Below are 19,585 nucleotides of genomic sequence, written 5' to 3' on the forward strand. Positions count from 1 at the left end.
ATGAGTAAAGTCCGGTTTACGTTCGGTTTAATTCACCTGCGTTACTATTTTCACGCTGTTACCGAGACATTTTTACCCTTACCGGAGGCTCTATGGACCCTGATCCCGCACCTCTCCCCCGACGGAGATATTTCTTCCGGTAAGCCCGTCTCTGCTGCCTTACCGGAAGCGTAAGGCAGCGACGTCACACGTCCCTGCACAATTTATTACGTCTTCAGGACGCGGCTTGCCCGTGCCCGCAAGATAAGGGACTTATCATGTTCAAAAATATTACCCGGATTCTCGCCCGGCTTAACCGTCATTTACCTCGCCGTCTGGTGCAGCGCGACCCGCTGCCTGACGCGGCACATTCCCCCCATGCTGAGGTTTCCGCCTCCTTAAGCGCACGTTGTCTGACGCTTGCGAAGATGGCTATCCCTGAACTGTGGAAACCCCTCAGCGCCCACCCGGAGGGGCTGAATGCCCAGGAGGTGCAGCGCGCGCGGGAAGCGCACGGCATAAATCAGATCCCCGCCCAGCGCCCGATGCCCTGGTGGGGACACCTGTGGGTCTGTTATCGCAACCCGTTCAACCTGCTGCTGACCTGTCTGGGACTTTTCTCTTATGCCTCAGAAGATCTGTTCGCAGCAGGGGTTATAGGCCTGATGGTGGCGATTTCCACCTGCCTGAATTTCATTCAGGAGGCGCGATCCACCAGGGCGGCGGATGCGCTCAAGGCAATGGTGAGTAATACCGCGACCGTTCTGCGCATAATAAATGCCAGAGGTGAAAACAGTTGGCTTGAGATCCCACTCGATCAACTGGTGCCCGGTGACATCGTCAGACTGGCGGCGGGGGATATGATCCCTGCCGATCTACGTGTGGTGCAGGCTCGCGATCTTTTTGTCGCCCAGGCGTCCCTCACCGGAGAGTCGCTGCCGGTGGAAAAAGTGGCACATACGCGCCTCCCGGAACAAACCAACCCGCTTGAGAGCGACACCCTGTGCTTTATGGGCACGAACGTTGTAAGCGGCACGGCGCAGGCCATCGTCATCGCCACGGGAGGCAATACCTGGTTTGGTCAACTGGCCGGGCGCGTCGGCGAGCAGGAGAGCGAACCGAATGCGTTTCAGAAAGGTATAAGCCGCGTCAGTATGTTGTTGATTCGCTTTATGATGGTAATGACGCCGGTCGTGCTGTTGATAAACGGGTTTACCAAGGGGGACTGGTGGGAAGCGGCGCTCTTCTCGCTCTCGGTGGCGGTGGGCTTAACGCCGGAAATGCTGCCGATGATCGTCACCTCAACGCTGGCGCGTGGTGCGGTGAAGCTCGCAAAACAAAAAGTCATTGTGAAGCATCTGGATGCCATTCAAAACTTCGGTGCGATGGACATTCTTTGTACTGACAAAACCGGCACCCTGACTCAGGATAAGATTGTTATTGAAAATCATACAGATATAGCAGGTAAACTCAGTGAGCACGTTCTGCATATGGCCTGGCTGAACAGCCATTACCAGACCGGGCTAAAAAACCTGCTCGACGTGGCGGTGCTGGAAGGGGTGGAAGCAGAAACAGCCCAGGCGCTCGCTTCACGCTGGCAGAAAATTGACGAAATCCCCTTTGATTTTGAACGCCGTCGTATGTCAGTGGTGGTAGCAGAAGAGGCGGATAAGCATCTGTTGATTTGCAAAGGGGCGCTACAGGAAGTCCTTGGCGTCTGTACTCAGGCACGCTACCACGGCGGCATTGTGCCGCTGGATGAAAGCATGTTGAAACGCATTCAGCGGGTGACCGAAACGCAGAATCGCCTGGGGCTGCGTGTGGTGGCGGTGGCAACGAAATACCTGCCTGCGCGCACCGGCGATTACCTGCGTGTGGATGAGTCGGATCTGATCCTCGAAGGTTACATGGCGTTCCTTGATCCGCCGAAAGAGAGCACCAAACCGGCGCTGAAAGCACTTAAGGCCAGCGGCGTGACGGTCAAAATACTCACCGGAGACAGTGAGCTGGTGGCAGCGAAAGTGTGCCGTGACGTCGGGCTGGAGGTGGGGGAGTGGGTTACCGGCCACCAGACAGAGCAAATGGGTGATGACGAACTGGCTAAACGTGCCAGAGAGACCACCCTGTTTGCCCGCCTGACGCCAATGCACAAGGAGCGTATTGTCACGCTGCTTAAGCGGGAGGGGCACGTGGTAGGCTTTATGGGGGATGGTATTAACGATGCACCTGCGCTGCGTGCGGCGGACATCGGTATTTCCGTTGATGGCGCAGTGGATATTGCCCGTGAAGCCGCCGACATCATCCTGCTGGAAAAGAGCCTGATGGTGCTGGAAGAAGGGGTGATTGAAGGGCGTAAGACCTTCGCCAACATGCTGAAATACATCAAAATGACCGCCAGCTCCAACTTTGGTAACGTCTTTAGCGTACTGGTGGCGAGCGCCTTTCTGCCGTTCCTGCCGATGCTGCCGTTACACCTGTTGATTCAGAACCTGCTGTATGATGTGTCCCAGGTGGCGATCCCGTTTGATAATGTGGACGAAGAGCAGATCCAAAAACCGCAGCGCTGGAACCCGGCGGATCTGGGGCGCTTTATGATCTTCTTCGGCCCGATAAGCTCCATCTTCGATATTTTGACCTTCTGCGTGATGTGGTGGGTATTTAAGGCCAACGTGCCGGAAGCACAGACTCTGTTCCAGTCCGGCTGGTTTGTGGTGGGACTGCTGTCGCAGACGCTGATTGTGCATATGATCCGTACCCGTCGCGTGCCCTTTATCCAGAGCCGCGCCGCCAGGCCGCTGATAATGATGACGCTAATGGTGATTGTGGTGGGCATTGCGTTGCCGTTCTCGCCGCTGGCGAGTTACCTGCAATTGCAGGCGCTGCCGCTGTCTTACTTCCCGTGGCTGATTGCCATTCTGGCAGGCTATATGACGCTGACCCAACTGGTAAAAGGGTTCTACAGCCGCCGGTATGGCTGGCAGTAATCTCACCTCATGGCTGCTACGGTAGCCATGACGCTTTCTCTGTTAGCCCTTTATGACCCGCTTTACGAGGGCTAAATTTTTTCTGAAATAATAAATGGTTAAAGCTACTTATCAGAACAGGCTAAATATTGATGTTAGCGTAAAAGAATATTTATTCCTTTATTGGTCTTTACATGATTAATATAACTTCAGTCGTGTTGTTATTATGTGGCGATTTTGATCAACAGTGTCTGGCCAGAGAGTTCAACATATTTGGCACGATTGAGACCGAGGTTAAATGGCATGACTGAACGTGGGTACGCCTTTTTCCTGTCGAAGATAGTCCGCATCGTTACGGTTGCTGCATTTATTTATATGCTTTATGTGATTTGCGCTTGTTGGGATTTTGTGCGTGAAAGCAGTGCGTTGGTGGCCGTACAATGGTGCCGTAACGATCAGTCACGTTTGCACTACGCTGACGAGCTCTCCAGACATGGGTTATATGTTTATCTGGAAAAATCCTCTGGGAAAGTCAGGGTGAGAGAAATGAGCATTGCGCTTGCCAGCCCCTTTCAGCCTTACAGATATCGTTATCAGACTATTGGTTATGAAAATAATATTCAGACAGCCAGAGAGAAATGGGGCACTATTAAATGTCTCAAGAAGAATAAAGCCCTTATCGGTTCATCGGGTTATATTTTCTCATGGGGGGAATAAGCGATGAATCATTTTTTACGGCAGCACAGACGAACTGTTGTTTTTCTACTGCTCGTACTATTGGTATGTGTCTTTTTAATTGGTTCAGCTCAGAGATATAACGATCTTGTCAGTTTTAGAACTGACAACGAAATGATTTTTACCCTGGAAAGAGTACGAGACGAAGGTGCTGATGTGCTGAAGTTGAATGTTTATCGCTCCAGAATAAGTTGGATTACGGGGCGGGTTTGCCTCTCTAAATATATTGAATCTCACACTACAAGCCCAATGGAGTTGTATAACTGGACGATCGAGAATCTTGCAAAGGACTCGGTGACATTAACCAACACTGGCAAAGTATTGGTTTATTCCTTTACTGACTGCACAGGCCAATTACTCAAAGATAAGCCGGATCAACCCGTATCCCAATGAGGCAAGAACCAGGATCAGGATGGTCCAGCTAAACATATAAAACGCATTACCCGTGCCCACACCTGAGCGGGCGAGGAAGGTATCGCCTATTTTGATATGTTTCGCAGACAGTGCGCGGTAGCGGCAGATATAACTCACGCAGTAAACCAGGAAAAGAGGGATCGTCCAGATAGCGACGGCCTTCGAGAAAATCAGTGCCAGCAATACGGAGGTAACCAGGAAGCCGAGAAAGACGAATGATGCTGTGGTTTCCATTTTCTTTAAGTCACCGCGAATGCGCCTGGCATGCTGTTCTTCCCAGCGACGAAGCGTGCTCATGCTAAAGCCATACTTCTCACACAGTTCATTACCCGGTGTGCCACCTTTGGCCTGCTGCAGAAATGCCGCAATCTGCTCTTCTGTAAATCGTGCATTTGCCATTGCTGAACCTCCGTGGCGCGACCTGTCTACTGGGGGAATAAAAGTGGGGGCGATGAGGAGAAAAGATAATCCAGGCTTCGCTTCGACCCGGATTATCTTGCCTGACAGCGACTAGCGGCGAACCGCGATGGCTTCAATCTCGATTTTCACATCTTTAGGCAGGCGGGCCACTTCAACGCAGGAGCGCGCCGGGAAGGTCGCATTATGCTCTGCGAAAAAGGCTTCATAGGTGGCGTTAACGGTGGCGAAATCGTTCAGATCTTTCACGAAAACCGTTGTCTTAACAATGTCACCTACTTTCAGGCCAGCGGCTTCGACGATGGCTTTAACGTTTTCCAGCGACTGGCGCGCCTGGGCTGCCACCTCTTCCGGCACGCTGCCGGTTTTCGGATCTACCGGGATCTGACCGGAAGTGATGATCATGCTGCCAAGATCAACACCCTGTACGTAAGGGCCGATTGCTGCTGGTGCATTTTCCGTCGCGATAGTTTTAGTCATGTTATCTCCTGAAGAACAGCGGTAAAAAGGTCGGGGCCATTATACCCATCATGCTTTAAGTTGCATGCCTGTTGCTCTGCTTTGTTCACCCCGACCCGATGATTAACCGCGCAGTACTACCGAGTGGGCAAACTCTTTTTCGCAATATTTGCACTTCAGGGCGATATCATTAGCGCGTTTTTTTACGGCAAAACTGGAGGCCACCGGCTCGGCGTGGCTGATGCAGTTGCTGTTCGGGCAGACCAGCACGCTATCAATGCGATCCGGCAGGTTCGGGTGTGACTTACTCACCACCTCGTAATTATCGATACGATTTACCGTCGCCAGCGGCGCATACAGCGCCAGCTGATCGACCTGCTCATCCGTCAGGAAGGTATTTTCAATTTTAATCAGATCCTTGCGGCCCATTTCGCCGGAGGGGAGGTTCAGGCCGATGGTGATGCGCTGGTCGGTTTCGGTCAGCTTGAACAGGGACAGTAGCTTGAAGCCGATCTGTGCCGGGATATGGTCAATTACGGTGCCACGTTTGATGGCTTCAACCTGGAGTTTGTTATCCTGTGTCATTGTCGTTTCCTCCTACAGAGCCAAATCACTATTCAGAACCAGTGCCAGAATCGCCTGACGCGCAAAGATGCCATTGCCTGCCTGCTGAAAGTACCAGGCGTGTGGCGTCTTATCGACATCGGTCGTTATCTCATCCACGCGCGGCAGCGGGTGCAGCACTTTCATATTGCTACGTGCTCCGGTCAGGTCGCTGGCACGCAGAATGAACTGCGCCTTCACGTTGGCGTATTCAGACGGGTCGAGACGCTCTTTCTGCACACGGGTCATATAGAGAATGTCCACCTCGGCCATCACCTCCTCGATACTGGCGTGAATGCTCCAGGCAAGCCCTTTCTCATCCAGCATGTCGAGAATGTACTGCGGCATGGCCAGCGCATCCGGGGCGATAAAGTAGAAGCGGTTGCCGTTAAATTTCGCCAGGGCCTGCGCCAGCGAGTGGACGGTGCGGCCATATTTCAGGTCACCGACCATCGCGATGTTGAGGTTTTCCAGGCGGCCCTGAGTCTCCTGGATGGTGAAGAGATCGAGCAGCGTTTGCGTCGGGTGCTGGTTCGCGCCATCACCGGCATTAAGGATAGGAATGCCGCCGGAGAATTCGGTCGCAAGGCGTGCGGCCCCTTCCTGCGGATGGCGCATCACGATGGCATCCACATAGGTGCTGATAACCGAGATAGTGTCCGCCAGGGTTTCGCCTTTTTTGCCAAGCGACGTGTTGCTGCTGTCCGAGAAGCCTACCACGCTCGCCCCGAGACGATGGATAGAGGTCTCGAAGGAGAGGCGGGTTCGGGTAGAGGCTTCAAAGAAGCAGCTGGCGATCACTTTGTGCCTGAGCAGCTCTGGCTGCGGGTTGGCTTTCAGTCGGGCAGCAGTGTTCAGCACCAGTTCAAGTTCTTCGCGGCTGAGATCGTTTATGGAAATGATATGTTTTTGATACAGCGGATTAGCCATGGTTATCTCCTGACGACTGCGCAAAAAAAAGCCCCTCAATAGAGGGGCTGTGGAATGGGGTAAGCAGCGGAAAGAAAAACGGCAGGCCAGCGTCCTTTTTCAGACGCCCAGGGACACTATGTCGAACACACTGGACCATGCTTCCTCCCGGCAAATTGTCCGCGATTATACTCAGCTGTTTTGGTCGATCAAGCGATTAATGCAACATTTACCATAAGCAATCGGTTTATTTGCATATAAATGCATAATTTATGGGTAATTAACTGATGTGCCTGCATGGGCCAGGTACGGAGGGGAGATCGCTGGAATAAACATGCGTTAGCGCAAAGCTTCGGCAGAAAGGGGTGGTAGCCAACAGGGTTTTTCCGTATAAAAGAAAAAATGAAACATTGTTTTATATTAAGGAGTGAATCATGATCGTTGGCAATATCCACCACCTCCAGAGCTGGCTTCCGCAGGAGCTGCGCCAGGCCATTGAACATATTAAAGCGCATGTCACCGAGGCCACCCCAACCGGTAAACATGACATCGACGGCAGCCGCCTGTTTTACCTGGTGTCAGAAGATATGACTCAGCCTTTCGCCGAGCGCCGTGCGGAGTATCATGCGCGCTATCTGGATATCCAGATTGTCCTGAAAGGTCAGGAAGGCATGACGTTCAGCACCCTGCCTGCGGGTGCGCCGGATACCGACTGGCTGGCGGATAAAGACATTGCGTTTTTGCCGAAAGGCGACGAGGAAAAAACCTTCACCCTGAGCGAAGGGGATTTTGTGGTCTTCTATCCCGGCGAAGTGCATAAACCGCTGTGCGCCGTCGGTGCGCCTGCGCAGGTGCGCAAAGTGGTGGTGAAGGTTTTAGTAGCCTGACTCGCGTTACCCGTTTCCCCTCATCCTACCGGGCGAGGAGAGCGATCGCCGTGCGAAGCACCGATTTCTTTGCGGGGCCGCAGAGATTGTAAAGGGGAACGCGGTGTTCCCCTTTACCCGTTCACGTGTCCGGAGATCCATTTCGCCATGAACATAAGGTGAACGGAACCCACCTCCCGAGCCGCATTTTCCCCCCTAGCCCTGGCCTCTCCCCGGGGGGAGAGGGAGAAAACCGGTCGTAGCCCGGGTAAGCGCATGCACACCCGGGAAAACATCTGGCTACCCCTCACCCCTTATCAGAGCTACACGAACAGCGCACCCAACGAATCTGGCTTTCCACTTTCCCTCCCTGCCTGGCTTCCCCTTACCACATCGCATAACGAAAACATGATGGCGATCTCATTAATACGTATTATAACGTATTAATGTTATCCCGAATTCAATATCCCTGCGTCTAACTTATGTGGAGATTTTCAACGTTATGAATATCAAAGAAATTATTGAAAAACTGGCGGCCAATGTTAAAGACAATGGCGGGATTCGCCAGGTGTTTCTGGTGGCATGTGGCGGTTCGCTGGTGGATATGTATCCGGCAAAATACTTCTTCGACAGCGAAGCCACCACGCTGCATGTGGGCATGTACACCGCGAATGAATTTGTTTATGCCACCCCGAAAACCCTCAGTGAAAACTCACTGGTCATTGTCTGTTCGCACGGCGGCAATACGCCGGAATCGGTCGCGGCGGCAAAACTGGCGCGTGCGCATCAGGCGCAAACCGTGACCCTGACCCACAACGAACAGGCGAAGCTTATTCAGCACGCCAGCCATAACATTCTGTATGCCTGGGGCAACGATACCAATGTCGTTGATAACCCGATGGCGATTATCCTCAGCCTGTGCGTCGAGGTACTCAATCAGGTGGAAGGGTATGCGCCTTATGCGGATTTTCAGCAGGGCATGGAACAAATCAACGGCGTTATTGCAAAAGCGCGTCAACAGGTGGCTGACCGCTGCCAGCGCTTTGCCCGTCTTTATCAGGACGAAAAATTGTTTTATATCCTTTCCAGCGGTGCGTCCTATGGCCATGCTTACGGCTTCGCCATTTGTTCGTTAATGGAGATGCAGTGGCTGCACGCCGCGCCCATTCACTCCGGCGAATATTTCCACGGGCCGTTTGAAGTGACCGATAAAGAGACGCCGTTTATCTTACTGATGAACGAAGGTCGCACGCGCGTGATGGATGAGCGGGCTAACGCTTTCCTTTCCACCTACGCAGAAAAAGTGGAAGTGGTTGATGCAAAAGAGCTGGGTATTGGCGTACTTCCTCCCCGCGTCGTGGAGTTCTTTAACCCGGTGCTGTTCTACAGCATTATGTGTGAATATCGTTCGGCGCTGGCGGATATTCGTCAACACCCGCTGGAAACACGTCGCTATATGGGACAAGTCGCGTATTAAGGAGAGCATGATGAAAGTCATAGGCGTTGGCGATAATGTCGTCGATCAGTATGCCCATATTCGTACGATGTACCCAGGCGGCAATGCGCTTAATTTTGCAGCTTATGCCTCTATGCTGGGCTATGAAGCGGCGTATCTGGGCATTTTTGGCAATGACAGCGCGGCAGAACATGTTATTTCCGTACTGGACGAACTGGGTGTCAAACATCCGCACTGTTTATATGTCTCCGGGGAGAATGGTTGTGCGCAGCTTAAAATAGAGAATGGCGAGCGAATATTTCTCGGATCAAATGCCGGAGGTATTCGTAAAACAACTTCAATGGATTTTATTTTCCATCATACGGACTATCTGCGGGAATATTCTCTCATTCACAGCGGTTGTTATAGCTATATGGAAGAACAGCTTCCGGCATTACAGCAACTGGGTGTGCCCGTCTCGTATGACTTCTCGGATGATTTTGTGCTCGAAGAGGCGTTGCCGCTTTGTCAGTATGTCGACTTTGCCTTTTTCTCCTGCGCTGATTACAGCCTTGAGCAGACGCGAGGCATTATTCAGCAGGCGCATAATAGCGGCAGTCGGATTGTCTGTGCCACGCGTGGCAGCGAAGGGGCAATTCTGTTTGATGGCAAGCAGTGGTATCAACAGGCCCCGGAATATGTCACGCCTGTGGATACGATGGGGGCAGGCGACGCGTTTATTACCGCCTTCCTGTGCCATTATCTTGCACAGACAAATACCCCGGATGAAGAAGCGATTCCTGCAAGCCTTAAGCAAGCCGCATTATTTTCGGCGAAAATCTGCCTCAAAGAGGGGGCTTTCGGCTACGGTGTTCGCTATTAAATAACGCTATCTAAATAGGTTTTTATTTCGCTCATTTTATGAGGGGAAGGGGCGCGGTTTTGCGCTTTTTCCCCAATAAGGAAAGAGTTATGCCTGAATATCATACTGCCGATCTTATTCTGCGGTCGGATAATATATTTACTGCCGACAGCGATGAATTATTTTCTGGATATATTGTTATAAGCCACGGCGTTATTTCAGCGATACTTGCAAACGATGAAGATATTCGCCCGTGGCGCGGCCCCACTACCCATTTTCGCGATCTTGGCGAGCGGCTAATTTGTCCTGGTTTTTGTGATAATCACACCTTTTTCACGGGGTATATGAGCATGCATCGCGGCGTAGATCTTAGCGCCACGAACACTAGCGCGGCGGCACTATCGCTGCTCAAAAAAGCGGAGCAGGGTCTGCCTGCCGGAAAAAGCCTTTACGCGTGGGGCTGGTCTGCGGCGCAGTGGGGAGCGTTGCCTGACAGTGCAGAACTTGACGACGCTTTTCCCCATCGCCCGGTGGTCGCGATTAATAGTGACAAGAGCTACTGCTGGATGAATCAGGCAGCGATCGCTCGCTACGGGTTCACGCCTGACGACTGTAGCGCGGAGGCACGTGTGCACCTGCTTACAGAAATGCTTAACGACGTGGGGCAGGTAAAAGAAGAGTTGCGCGCCTTTATGGCGATGCTGGCGACGCGCGGTATAACGGCAATTAAAGATGTCTGTTTTGATGATGCCCCCGCGCTGCTGGACGCCTGGGCCGGGCTTGAGGCGAATGATGAACTGTCACTGCGCGTCAGCCTGGTCAGTGAGCCAGTGGCCAGCGCCGCTAATTTTACTTTTGCCCGCCAGGCGCGTGACCGTTTTCACTCTTACCGGCTGCGTTTTCATGGCTTTAAATTTATGGTAGATGGCGTGATTGCCGATTACACCGGCGATATGTTGCAGCCTTATACTGACCGGCCGCACACGCATAACGAAAAACCGGTGGATTACGCGGTATTGCGCCAACAGGTGCTGGAAGCCGACCGGCTTGGGCTTAATTGCTGCCTGAACGCCGAAGGGGATGCCGCCATACGTCATTGCATCGATATTTTCGCTGAATGTCACCGCGTCAATCCTCCTCGAGTGCGCCATCACGCCTTAAGCGATCTCGAGTGCCCGCATCCGGACGATATCCCACGTCTTGCCGCACTGGACCTTTCTGCTGAGGTCTACGCGCAGATACTGCTGCTTAATCAGAGCGCGTCTGACGCCTATATGCGTGAGCGCGGAGGCGAAGCCAGGGAGAGGCAGTTCTTTAACTATGCCGCGCTGTTCAATGCCGGGGTTCTGGTGACCATCGGCACCGATTTGCCGCTGTTTATCCCCAGTATTCCCGATGCGATCTATGCGGCCTGCTGTCGCCATTTTGCCGATGGTTCGCCACCAGAAGGGTGGTATCGCGAACACGGAATGACGCGAACACAGCTTCTGAAAGCCTGGACCATCAACGCCGCCGTTCAGCATGGCATGGGGGCACAGACCGGAAGTCTGACCGTGGGCAAGCGCGCGGATATTGCCGTGTTCGACCGCAACCTGCTCACCTGTGCCGATGATGAAGTGCGTAACGCGCGAGTGGTGCTGACCCTGATGGATGGCCGTACAACACACGATGTTTTATAGACGCCCGCCTTCACGCGCACAGACGACGTGATGACAGGCGATAAAGCGAATTCTTACCGAGGCAGATTATGCGTATTCCAACAATAAAATGGGCCGTACCCCACTGCTACGCTCTGATCTTTTTTATCATTGTTGTGGTTGCCGTTTTAACGTGGTGCATCCCCAGCGGCAGCTTTGACTATCACGCGGTCACTTTACCGGGTGGCGAGACCAAAAGCCTGGTGGTGCCCGGCTCTTATCATGTACTTGAAAAAGTCACCACTGATGGTGACTTACGACAGGGACTTTCGGCAATTCTTGCCGCTCCCTTAGAAGGCATCATTAAAGCAGCCGATGTGATCGCCTTTGTGCTGATAGTCGGTGGCGCGTTTGGCATCATTATGCGGACCGGCGCCATTGAGCGCGGCCTGCTTGCGCTGGCGCAGCGGCTGGCAGGCAAAGGGATTCTGGTGATTCCGCTGTCTATGACGCTGTTCAGCTTGGGCGGTGCGACTTTCGGCATGAGCGAAGAGGTCATTCCGCTCTATGCCATCTTCATTTCACTGATGTTCGCACTGGGCTATGACTCCCTCACCGCCATTTTGATCTTGTTTCTGGGGACGCAGATTGGCTACGTCGGCGCGATGACCAACCCCTTTTCCGTGCTTATCGCCCAGGGCGTTGCCGGTATTCAGGGCAACCCACAGCTCTGGCTGCGCGCCATTGCCTGGGTGGTTTTTACCGCGATGTCGATTATCTTCACCATGTGGTACGCCCATCGCGTGAAGCGTGATCCGAGCAAATCACCGTCGTATGAAAGCGACTCCCAGAACCGCACGCTGTTTATGGGAGAGCAGACAGGAACGGTATACTTCTCGCTGAGTGACCGGTTGATCATCATCGCCTTTGTACTCGCGCTGGCGGTTATCTCCTGGGGGCTCATCACCCGTGGCTGGTATATGGTGGAGATTGGTACCGTCTTTTTAGCGCTGGGGCTGTTTGCCGGTATCGTCAGCAGAATGTCTGTGAGCGATGTGGCGGAAAGCTTTGTCGATGGCTGCAAAGAGTTTGTCTATGCCGCGGTCGTTATCGGCCTGGCGCGCGGCATTCTGGTGGTGGCGGAAAACGGCAAAATCATCGACACCCTGCTCTATGGCCTGTCGGAAATGCTGGATGGTTTGCCGCAGTATGCTTTTACGACGCTGATGCTGCTGAGCCATAACATCATCACCTTCTTCGTGCCGTCCTCTTCGGGGGAAGCGGCGTTAACCATGCCGGTGCTCGCACCGCTGGGCGATCTGGTTAATATCAATAAAGAGGCGATGGTGATGGCCTATCAATTTGGTAACGGGCTGACCAATCTTATTTCGCCCACCGGCGGTGTGCTGCTGGCCGGGTTGTCGATTGCGCGCGTAGGGTTTGGTCAGTGGCTGCGGGTGATTATGCGCCTATTTCCGCTGCTGTGGATCACCAGCGCCATTTTTGCGGCCATCTCCGCCTGGGTTTAACCGCGCTATGCGCGCCGGCATAGTTTGCCGTGCGCGCATCGACTATAATCCGGGTTCAAATCATTGGCCCTGTTGGTGAATACGCGATGTTGAGTAATGGACTGCAACAGCAGACCGCTGTCCCGCTATACAGACAGTTGAAGGATAAAATCCTCAGCGATATCTCCTCCGGCAAACTTACGGAAGGGGCGAAAATACCCACCGAAGTTGAGCTGAGCGAGCTGTATGACATTAGCCGTGTGACGGTGCGTAACGCTATTAAAGAGCTGGTGGACGAAGGCTATCTGGTTAAGAAACAGGGAAAGGGTACCTTTGTTTGTCTGCCGAAGATTGAACGTAAAGTGGTGCATCTGCTGAGCTTTACCGATGCCTGTGACAGTAGCCATCTGACTACCGCCAGCAAGGTGCTGCGTACCGCTATCCTCGACGATTATCACCATATTCGCGAAGCGCTGCGCTTAGCTGACGACGACTCGCTGCTCTATATTCAACGCCTGCGTCGCGCGGGGGACCAACCTTTGATGCTGGAGAATAACTACTACTCACTCAAGCGATTTGGTTTTTTACAGCAGGAAGATCTGAGCGGTTCGTTGTATCAGCTTTTACGCGAAAAGTACGCGATTTGCCCGACCCATGCCGGGGAAACCACCGTGGAGATGGTGCGCGCCCACGGCGAGACGGCAACGTTGCTGGAACAGCCGCTCGGAGAGCCGCTGTTTTTAATGAAGACGCTGATTCTGGATGCCGACTACCAGCCTATTCACTACGGCGAGCAGCTTATCGTTGCCGAGCGGTATAAATTCAATTTTTGAGATGCGGGTGATTCTCCCGGATGCGCTGCGCTTATCCGGGCTACGCCTGAGTGTCGCCACGGTAGGCGTAGCGCGCCGTGGAAATGATTACGGAGCCAGCGTCGCCACCATCACCGCTTTAATCGTATGCATCCGGTTTTCAGCCTGATCAAACACAATGCTTGCGGCTGATTCAAACACCTCATCCGTCACTTCCATCCCGCCGTGCAGACCAAACTCTTCCGCCATTTTCTTGCCGAGCGTGGTCTGGTCGTCATGGAATGCCGGCAGGCAGTGAAGGAATTTCACATTGGCATTGCCGGTCAGTGTCAGCATCTGGCTGTTCACCTGGTACGGGCGTAGCAGGCTGATCCGCTCTGCCCATTTTTCCTTTGCCTCGCCCATTGAGACCCACACGTCAGTGTAGATAAAGTCCGCGTCCTTCACGCCTGCGGCAATATCTTCAGTCAGTGTAATGTTGCCGCCGTTCTTCCTGGCCTGCGCCGTGCATTCTGTCACCAGGCGCTCTTCCGGCCAGCAGGCGGTCGGGGCGACAAGACGCAGATCCAGGCCAACCAGGGCGGCGGCTTCCAGCATTGAGTTACCCATGTTATTGCGCGCATCGCCGGCATACACCAGGGTCATCTCGTTAAAGGGTTTTCCCGGCAGGTGTTCCTGCATGGTCAGTAAATCGGCCAGCAGCTGGGTCGGGTGGAACTCATTTGTCAGGCCATTCCATACCGGTACTCCGGCGAATTCCGCCAGCGTTTCAACGATTTCCTGGCCGTAACCACGATACTGAATCCCGTCGTACATTCTTCCCAGCACGCGCGCAGTATCTTTAATTGATTCTTTATGCCCAATCTGACTGCCGCTTGGGCCGAGATAAGTGACGCGAGCGCCCTGGTCAAATGCGGCAACTTCGAAAGAGCACCGGGTGCGAGTGGAGTCTTTTTCGAAGATGAGCGCGATGTTTTTACCAGTAAGCTTTTGTACTTCCTGACCTTTTTTCTTATCAGATTTTAACCGGGCGGCAAGTTGTAGCAGGGTGTTGATTTGTTCAGGGGTAAAATCGAGTAATTTTAAAAAGTGCTTTTGGTAAAACGTCGTCATGGTTCCCTCACCTGGCTGGCCACTTATTGAATTAAAATTCAATTTATATGTATTAATATTCATTTTCAAGCGCTATGAATAAATCTTTTCTCCCAGGAGTGGAGGCATTGACGGCGGTATGTGACAATAAGTCTATCTGCCACATTATGAGGAATGAGCCATGGCGAACCCGGAACAACTGGAAGAGCAGCGCGAAGAGACGCGTTTGATTATTGAAGAATTGCTGGAAGACGGCAGCGATCCTGATGCGCTGTACACCATTGAGCATCACCTGTCGGCAGATGACTTCGAAACTCTGGAAAAAGTGGCGGTCGAAGCCTTTAAGATGGGCTATGAAGTGACCGAGCCGGAAGAGCTGGAGCTGGAAGATGGCGAAGTCGTTATCTGCTGCGACCTGCTTTCTGAGAGCGCACTGAATGCCGATCTGATTGATGCTCAGGTTGTACAACTGATGGATCTCGCAGAAAAATTTGAAGTCGAATACGACGGTTGGGGCACCTACTACGAAGACCCGAACGGTGAAGACGGCGACGAAGGTGATGACGATTATGAGGATGAAGACGACGACGGCGTGCGTCACTAAATCCCCCTGCGGCGGCTTCGGCTGCCGCACTGCAAGGAACAGGCATGGATTACCCGCAAATACTCTCTCCGGTTTTACACTTTCTGCACTGCACGACCCCGCAAGCCTGGATAGACAAAGCCCGTGACCCGGCACATCTGCCTCTGTTACTCACCGACCATCTGATCTGCGAACTGAAAGCGGCGCAAACGGCCATGCTGTTGGTGCGTAAATACGTTGCCAGTAAAGAAGGGGCCAACATGCTGCTGGAATGGCTGAAACCCTACGAGGCGTTCGCCTTTCGTGAAGGGCCAGAGCCCGATTTCAATACGTTGCAAAAACAGGTAGCCAAAGGCGCGATGCCCAAAACGGAGGATCCGTGGGGACAGGCATTAATCGACAGCATGGTATTGCTGATTAAAGAAGAGTTGCACCATTTCTGGCAGGTTCGTGAAGCCATGACAGCGCGCAATATTCCCTATGTGAAAATCACCGCCAGTCGTTACGCCAAAGGTATGCTGAAAGGGGTGCGCACGCATGAACCGTTGACTCTTATCGATAAGCTCATCTGTGGCGCCTATATCGAAGCGCGATCCTGCGAGCGCTTTGCGGCGCTGGCACCGCATCTGGACGATGAGCTAAAAGCATTCTATCTGTCACTATTGCGCTCGGAGGCCCGCCATTATCAGGATTACCTGACGCTGGCGCAGCAAATTTCAAAGACCGACATTACGCCACGTATTCGCTATTTTGGTGAGGTTGAAGCCGCCTTGATCAGCACCCCTGATGCCGAATTCCGCTTTCACAGCGGCGTGCCGCTCTGACCTGTCAGAAGCGGTTGTTCTGTTTCTCACGGCGTGACATCTTTCCAGGGCGGTTAAAGAGGCGGCATTACCGCTTTGGTGAGTGTTGTGGGCGTTATTCGGCTGACCGCGGAATATCAGTAAGCGGTTTGCCTCTCCCGTACAACGTGAGGGAGGCATGGTTTAAAGTGATTTCAACATCCTTACTTCGCAATCCACATGCCCGGTACAGCCGAGCGGCTCATGAATATGCATAAAGCCAAGGTGTTCGTACAGGCCTATTGCCTCTTTCAGAAAGGCCGTAGTCTCCAGATAACAGCGCGTAAACCCCTGCGCACGCGCGTGATCAAGGGCGAGAAGGGCCAGTTTTTTTGCCATCCCCAGGCCACGCGCTGAGGGCAGGAAATACATCTTTTGCAGCTCGCAGATATCCGGCTCGCTACCGCTCAGTGGTGCTACGCCGCCGCCGCCCACAACAACGCCATCCTGCTCAACCACCCAATAGGCATGGCCCGGTTGGCTGTAGAGTTGATAAAGCTCATCAAGATTAGGATCGGCCACGGTATAGCCTTTGTCAGCAGTCAGACCGTATTCTGCGGAAACCTGACGGATAACGGCGGCGATAACGGCATTATCACAGGCACGAATTGGGCGTAATGTTACGCACTGTTTAGCCACTACATTCATACATACACTCAATAATACAAACTTATTAATTGGCGTATTTAATAGCACTCTCTGAAAGTGCGTGCAAGTTGTTTAATACAGATGCCATTTATTGGTCGATACGTTATCGTAGCGCGCTCACGGAAGTGATAATCATTATTTGCTTATTCAATGCTTATATTTAAGGATGATGTTTTTATGCACGGAGATATCCGTTTTAAGAATGATGTAAGGCAGTCGTTTATATTTCATGGTAAAGGTCTGGACTATTTTTTAATTTCACTAGTCAATATTTTTCTGTCGCTTATCACTATTGGTATTTACATGCCCTGGGCGATGGTGCGATCCCGCCGTTACCTCTATGAAAATCTCGAACTCAACGGCGCACGCTTTGGCTACCACGCAAAGGGGAGTGCACTGTTTCTGAGCTGGCTACTCATGGCGATAATCCTGTTTATTGTTGTCTTTGTCGCCGGGCTGCTCCATCCTTTTGTAAGCTCATTGACTCTGTTTGTTATCATGCTGGTGATGCCGTTTCTGATGGTAAAAAGCCTGCAATATAATGCCCTGATGACCACGCTGAATAATATCCGCTTTGCATTTCATTGTTCGATGAAAAGCGCCTGGTGGATAATAATGGGGCTGCCCACGCTGTTGACCCTTATTTTATGCACGGTTTTATTTAGCCTCGGGTATATGATGTTCAACGGTTATAATTTTGACGGTTTGCTGGTGAAAATCATTCTCCTTGCGCTAATTGGAATAACGGGCCTGAGCGGGATCAATGGCTATGTCTATGCCAGATGGCTCTCCCTGATTGGGCAGAGCGGGCAGTTTGGCGTGCATAAATTTGATATTCATGTCAGCACGAAATTCTGTATTAAAGCCTGCCTGTTCTCGCTGTGTATTTTAATCCCTTTTTTAGGGCTGATTTTCTACTGCTTCTCACTGTCGTTTAGCAATATGGACATGCTGCGGAGGATGGGCGGTTCAGACAACGAGGTGATTTCGCATTTCCCTGGGCTGATTTTGTTGTGCTACCTGCTCTACTTCGCGGCGATTTTGCTCTCCTCTGCTTATATCTGGCAGGCCTATCGCAACCACTTTATGAATGGACTAACCCTGGCAGACGGGCGCATTCGTTTTGCCTCAACCCTGACATTTTACGGTGTTGTTGTCCAGTTGTTGCAGTTGGTTTTCGTCTCGATGATAACCTGTGGCTTAGCCTATCCGTGGATGAAGATGCGCTTTATCCGCTATCAGGCCCGCCACTCCTGGGTAGAAGGTTGCCTCTCCAGCGTGGCATTGACTGACCACAATGAACAGGTGGATAAAGGTGTGGTTGCAACGGTGTCTCGCGGCGTGATGCCGGTGATTCCCTTTCTTTAACCTTGCCGGCCGAAGCGTACTTCGGCCTTTATTTCACTCTCAGTTTTTCCGCCTGTTTTCCCGCTATAGCATCATCAGCATACCCTGACAATCCCAGTAATATTAGTCGCTACATTTTTAGTACAAAATTAACTAAACTTAATAACGGCAATAAAAACCGCAATGGTAGTGTGGCTTATTTGGTGTTGTTCTATTTACGATAAGGATTGTTATGTCTTTCGAAACTCAAGGTGCTACGGCAGCACCCTCACGGAATTTTACGTTCCAGGGGAGCGGTGCCGGCTATTTCTGGATCTGGCTGGTTAATATTTTACTGACTATTGTCACGATGGGACTTTTTTTACCCTGGGCATTAGTACGTGCACGCCGTTATTTTTATGCTAATACGGAACTGGAAGGGGCGCGTTTTTCTTACCATGCCACCGGCAGTTCGGTATTCATCGGCTGGCTCTGCCTGGTGGTGCTTTACGTTATCTTTTTTGTAAACATGGTCCACAATAACGTCCTGTTATCCTTTTGTATGATTGGGCTCTTTTTGATCTTCTTTCCCTGGCTGGTGACACAGGGTCTGCGCTATCAGATGCTGATGACGGAAATTAACAATGTCCGTTTCAGCTTCTATGCCAGCCCGCTGCGCGCCTGGTGGGTGATGCTGGGTTGTCCGTTGCTCATCATGGTGGTCTCCGTTCTTATTTTCTCCGGAATAATGACCAGCACCATGAGCACGGGTTCTTATACGGCGATGTTTGTGGGTATTGGCATTGGTTCGCTCTGTCTGCTGCTCGGTATGGCCGTAATGCAGGGGATCTACACGGCGCAGTGGTACGGTATGCTGGTAAATAACCTGCAGTATGGCACGCAGAAATTTGCCGGCAGCTTCTCCATCAAGAAATGTACTATGATTGCGCTGTTCTCAATGTTGCTGCTGTTCCCGTTCCTTGCGCTGGCGATGTTTATTGTCGTTCCGGCCCTGATGACCCTGATGCAGTACTCATCGGTGGTAGGGGGCGATCCTGAGCAACTGGCAGTGCTGGCCGGGCCGCTCTACAGCAGAATGGTGCTGGCTTACTTTGTCTATATTTTCGGGGCGTTGTTCTGCTTTATTTTCGCCTTCGTGAAAATGCGTAACTACATCTATTCGCAGGTTTCGCTGGCGCAAAACATCCACTTCTCCTCAACCGTCACTATTGGTCGTGTGATGTGGCTGTCGGTAACCAACGTTCTGGTGTGCATGGTAACGCTGTTCCTGGCGTGGCCGTGGGCGAAAGTGCGTTTTACCCGCTATGTGCTGGAAAACACCCATGTGCACGGCGAGTTGCAGAATCTGACGCTGGAAAATCATGGTCAGCAACCGGCGAAAGACCCGGCGAACCTGCTGGCGCGTGGGCTTTCCTTCTTCCCTGCGGTGTTCTGATTACGCTCAGTAAATAAAAAAGCCAGGCGTAAAAGCCTG

Annotated in this window: 20 protein-coding genes and 1 pseudogene; 14 read left to right on the forward strand and 7 right to left on the reverse strand. The window is 52.2% G+C overall.

What is annotated here, in order from left to right; translation table 11 throughout:
* Window positions 1-92: 92 nt before the first annotated feature.
* The 3 genes from mgtL to M1D91_RS02465 all read left to right on the forward strand — a co-directional run bounded on the left by mgtL (window position 93) and on the right by M1D91_RS02465 (window position 3,659).
* Window positions 93-143 (forward strand): mgtA regulatory leader peptide MgtL, encoded by a 51-nt coding sequence (gene mgtL, locus M1D91_RS02455; RefSeq protein WP_437432376.1) that lies wholly within the window; start codon window positions 93-95, stop codon window positions 141-143.
* A 114-nt stretch (window positions 144-257) separates the two neighbouring features.
* Entirely contained in the window at window positions 258-2,963 is a 2,706-nt protein-coding gene (gene mgtA, locus M1D91_RS02460; RefSeq protein ID WP_437432323.1) for a magnesium-translocating P-type ATPase, read from the forward strand.
* 282 nt (window positions 2,964-3,245) lie between these two features.
* Window positions 3,246-3,659, forward strand: coding sequence for a hypothetical protein (locus M1D91_RS02465; protein WP_437432324.1), 414 nt, complete (start codon window positions 3,246-3,248; stop codon window positions 3,657-3,659).
* Between the two features lie 372 nt (window positions 3,660-4,031).
* Here M1D91_RS02465 and M1D91_RS02470 read toward each other — a convergent pair whose 3' ends face one another.
* The 5 genes from M1D91_RS02470 to pyrL all read right to left on the reverse strand — a co-directional run bounded on the left by M1D91_RS02470 (window position 4,032) and on the right by pyrL (window position 6,639).
* Window positions 4,032-4,490 carry a transposase gene (locus tag M1D91_RS02470; RefSeq protein WP_437432325.1) on the reverse strand — a complete coding sequence of 153 codons (459 nt, stop codon included), beginning with the start codon at window positions 4,488-4,490 and terminating at the stop codon, window positions 4,032-4,034.
* A 111-nt stretch (window positions 4,491-4,601) separates the two neighbouring features.
* Window positions 4,602-4,988, reverse strand: a complete 387-nt coding sequence (gene ridA / locus M1D91_RS02475; protein WP_437432326.1) for a 2-iminobutanoate/2-iminopropanoate deaminase — start codon at window positions 4,986-4,988, stop codon at window positions 4,602-4,604.
* Window positions 4,989-5,090: 102 nt separating this feature from the next.
* Window positions 5,091-5,552, reverse strand: coding sequence for an aspartate carbamoyltransferase regulatory subunit (gene pyrI / locus M1D91_RS02480; RefSeq protein ID WP_437432327.1), 462 nt, complete (start codon window positions 5,550-5,552; stop codon window positions 5,091-5,093).
* Between the two features lie 12 nt (window positions 5,553-5,564).
* A complete protein-coding gene (gene pyrB / locus M1D91_RS02485) occupies window positions 5,565-6,500 on the reverse strand; it encodes an aspartate carbamoyltransferase (RefSeq protein ID WP_437432328.1) in 936 nt (311 codons plus the stop codon).
* Window positions 6,493-6,639 carry a pyr operon leader peptide gene (pyrL, locus tag M1D91_RS02490; RefSeq protein ID WP_437432329.1) on the reverse strand — a complete coding sequence of 49 codons (147 nt, stop codon included), beginning with the start codon at window positions 6,637-6,639 and terminating at the stop codon, window positions 6,493-6,495. Before pyrL ends, pyrB begins: the two co-directional genes overlap by 8 nt.
* On the opposite strand from pyrL, the pseudogene M1D91_RS02495 reads away from it, so the two are divergent.
* The 7 genes and pseudogenes from M1D91_RS02495 to M1D91_RS02525 all read left to right on the forward strand — a co-directional run.
* A pseudogene (locus M1D91_RS02495) lies at window positions 6,619-6,711 on the forward strand (hypothetical protein); the annotation flags it as partial. The gene pyrL and the pseudogene M1D91_RS02495 overlap by 21 nt on opposite strands.
* A gap of 202 nt (window positions 6,712-6,913) precedes the next feature.
* Window positions 6,914-7,366 carry a YhcH/YjgK/YiaL family protein gene (locus M1D91_RS02500; RefSeq protein WP_437432330.1) on the forward strand — a complete coding sequence of 151 codons (453 nt, stop codon included), beginning with the start codon at window positions 6,914-6,916 and terminating at the stop codon, window positions 7,364-7,366.
* A 481-nt stretch (window positions 7,367-7,847) separates the two neighbouring features.
* Complete coding sequence (locus tag M1D91_RS02505) at window positions 7,848-8,822, forward strand: SIS domain-containing protein (protein ID WP_437432331.1); 975 nt, start codon at window positions 7,848-7,850, stop codon at window positions 8,820-8,822.
* Between the two features lie 10 nt (window positions 8,823-8,832).
* The gene (locus M1D91_RS02510; RefSeq protein WP_437432377.1) at window positions 8,833-9,663 is read left to right on the forward strand and encodes a PfkB family carbohydrate kinase; all 831 of its coding nucleotides are present in this window, start codon (window positions 8,833-8,835) and stop codon (window positions 9,661-9,663) included.
* A gap of 89 nt (window positions 9,664-9,752) precedes the next feature.
* Window positions 9,753-11,321, forward strand: coding sequence for an amidohydrolase (locus M1D91_RS02515; RefSeq protein WP_437432332.1), 1,569 nt, complete (start codon window positions 9,753-9,755; stop codon window positions 11,319-11,321).
* A gap of 68 nt (window positions 11,322-11,389) precedes the next feature.
* Complete coding sequence (locus M1D91_RS02520) at window positions 11,390-12,808, forward strand: YfcC family protein (protein WP_437432333.1); 1,419 nt, start codon at window positions 11,390-11,392, stop codon at window positions 12,806-12,808.
* Between the two features lie 86 nt (window positions 12,809-12,894).
* The gene (locus tag M1D91_RS02525) at window positions 12,895-13,620 is read left to right on the forward strand and encodes a GntR family transcriptional regulator (protein ID WP_437432334.1); all 726 of its coding nucleotides are present in this window, start codon (window positions 12,895-12,897) and stop codon (window positions 13,618-13,620) included.
* Window positions 13,621-13,707: 87 nt separating this feature from the next.
* Here M1D91_RS02525 and argF read toward each other — a convergent pair whose 3' ends face one another.
* Complete coding sequence (gene argF, locus M1D91_RS02530; RefSeq protein ID WP_437432335.1) at window positions 13,708-14,712, reverse strand: ornithine carbamoyltransferase; 1,005 nt, start codon at window positions 14,710-14,712, stop codon at window positions 13,708-13,710.
* A 160-nt stretch (window positions 14,713-14,872) separates the two neighbouring features.
* On the opposite strand from argF, the gene rraB reads away from it, so the two are divergent.
* Window positions 14,873-15,295 (forward strand): ribonuclease E inhibitor RraB, encoded by a 423-nt coding sequence (rraB, locus tag M1D91_RS02535; protein WP_437432336.1) that lies wholly within the window; start codon window positions 14,873-14,875, stop codon window positions 15,293-15,295.
* A 44-nt stretch (window positions 15,296-15,339) separates the two neighbouring features.
* A complete protein-coding gene (miaE, locus tag M1D91_RS02540) occupies window positions 15,340-16,098 on the forward strand; it encodes a tRNA isopentenyl-2-thiomethyl-A-37 hydroxylase MiaE (protein ID WP_437432337.1) in 759 nt (252 codons plus the stop codon).
* A 162-nt stretch (window positions 16,099-16,260) separates the two neighbouring features.
* On the opposite strand, the gene M1D91_RS02545 is transcribed toward miaE, so the two are convergent.
* Window positions 16,261-16,764, reverse strand: a complete 504-nt coding sequence (locus tag M1D91_RS02545; RefSeq protein WP_437432338.1) for a GNAT family N-acetyltransferase — start codon at window positions 16,762-16,764, stop codon at window positions 16,261-16,263.
* A gap of 177 nt (window positions 16,765-16,941) precedes the next feature.
* Here M1D91_RS02545 and M1D91_RS02550 point away from each other — a divergent pair, with 177 nt between their 5' ends.
* Complete coding sequence (locus M1D91_RS02550; RefSeq protein WP_437432339.1) at window positions 16,942-18,132, forward strand: YjgN family protein; 1,191 nt, start codon at window positions 16,942-16,944, stop codon at window positions 18,130-18,132.
* A 211-nt stretch (window positions 18,133-18,343) separates the two neighbouring features.
* Entirely contained in the window at window positions 18,344-19,546 is a 1,203-nt protein-coding gene (locus tag M1D91_RS02555; RefSeq protein ID WP_437432340.1) for a YjgN family protein, read from the forward strand.
* The last annotated feature ends 39 nt before the right edge of the window (window positions 19,547-19,585 follow it).

This window comes from Enterobacter sp. SA197, assembly GCF_054131575.1.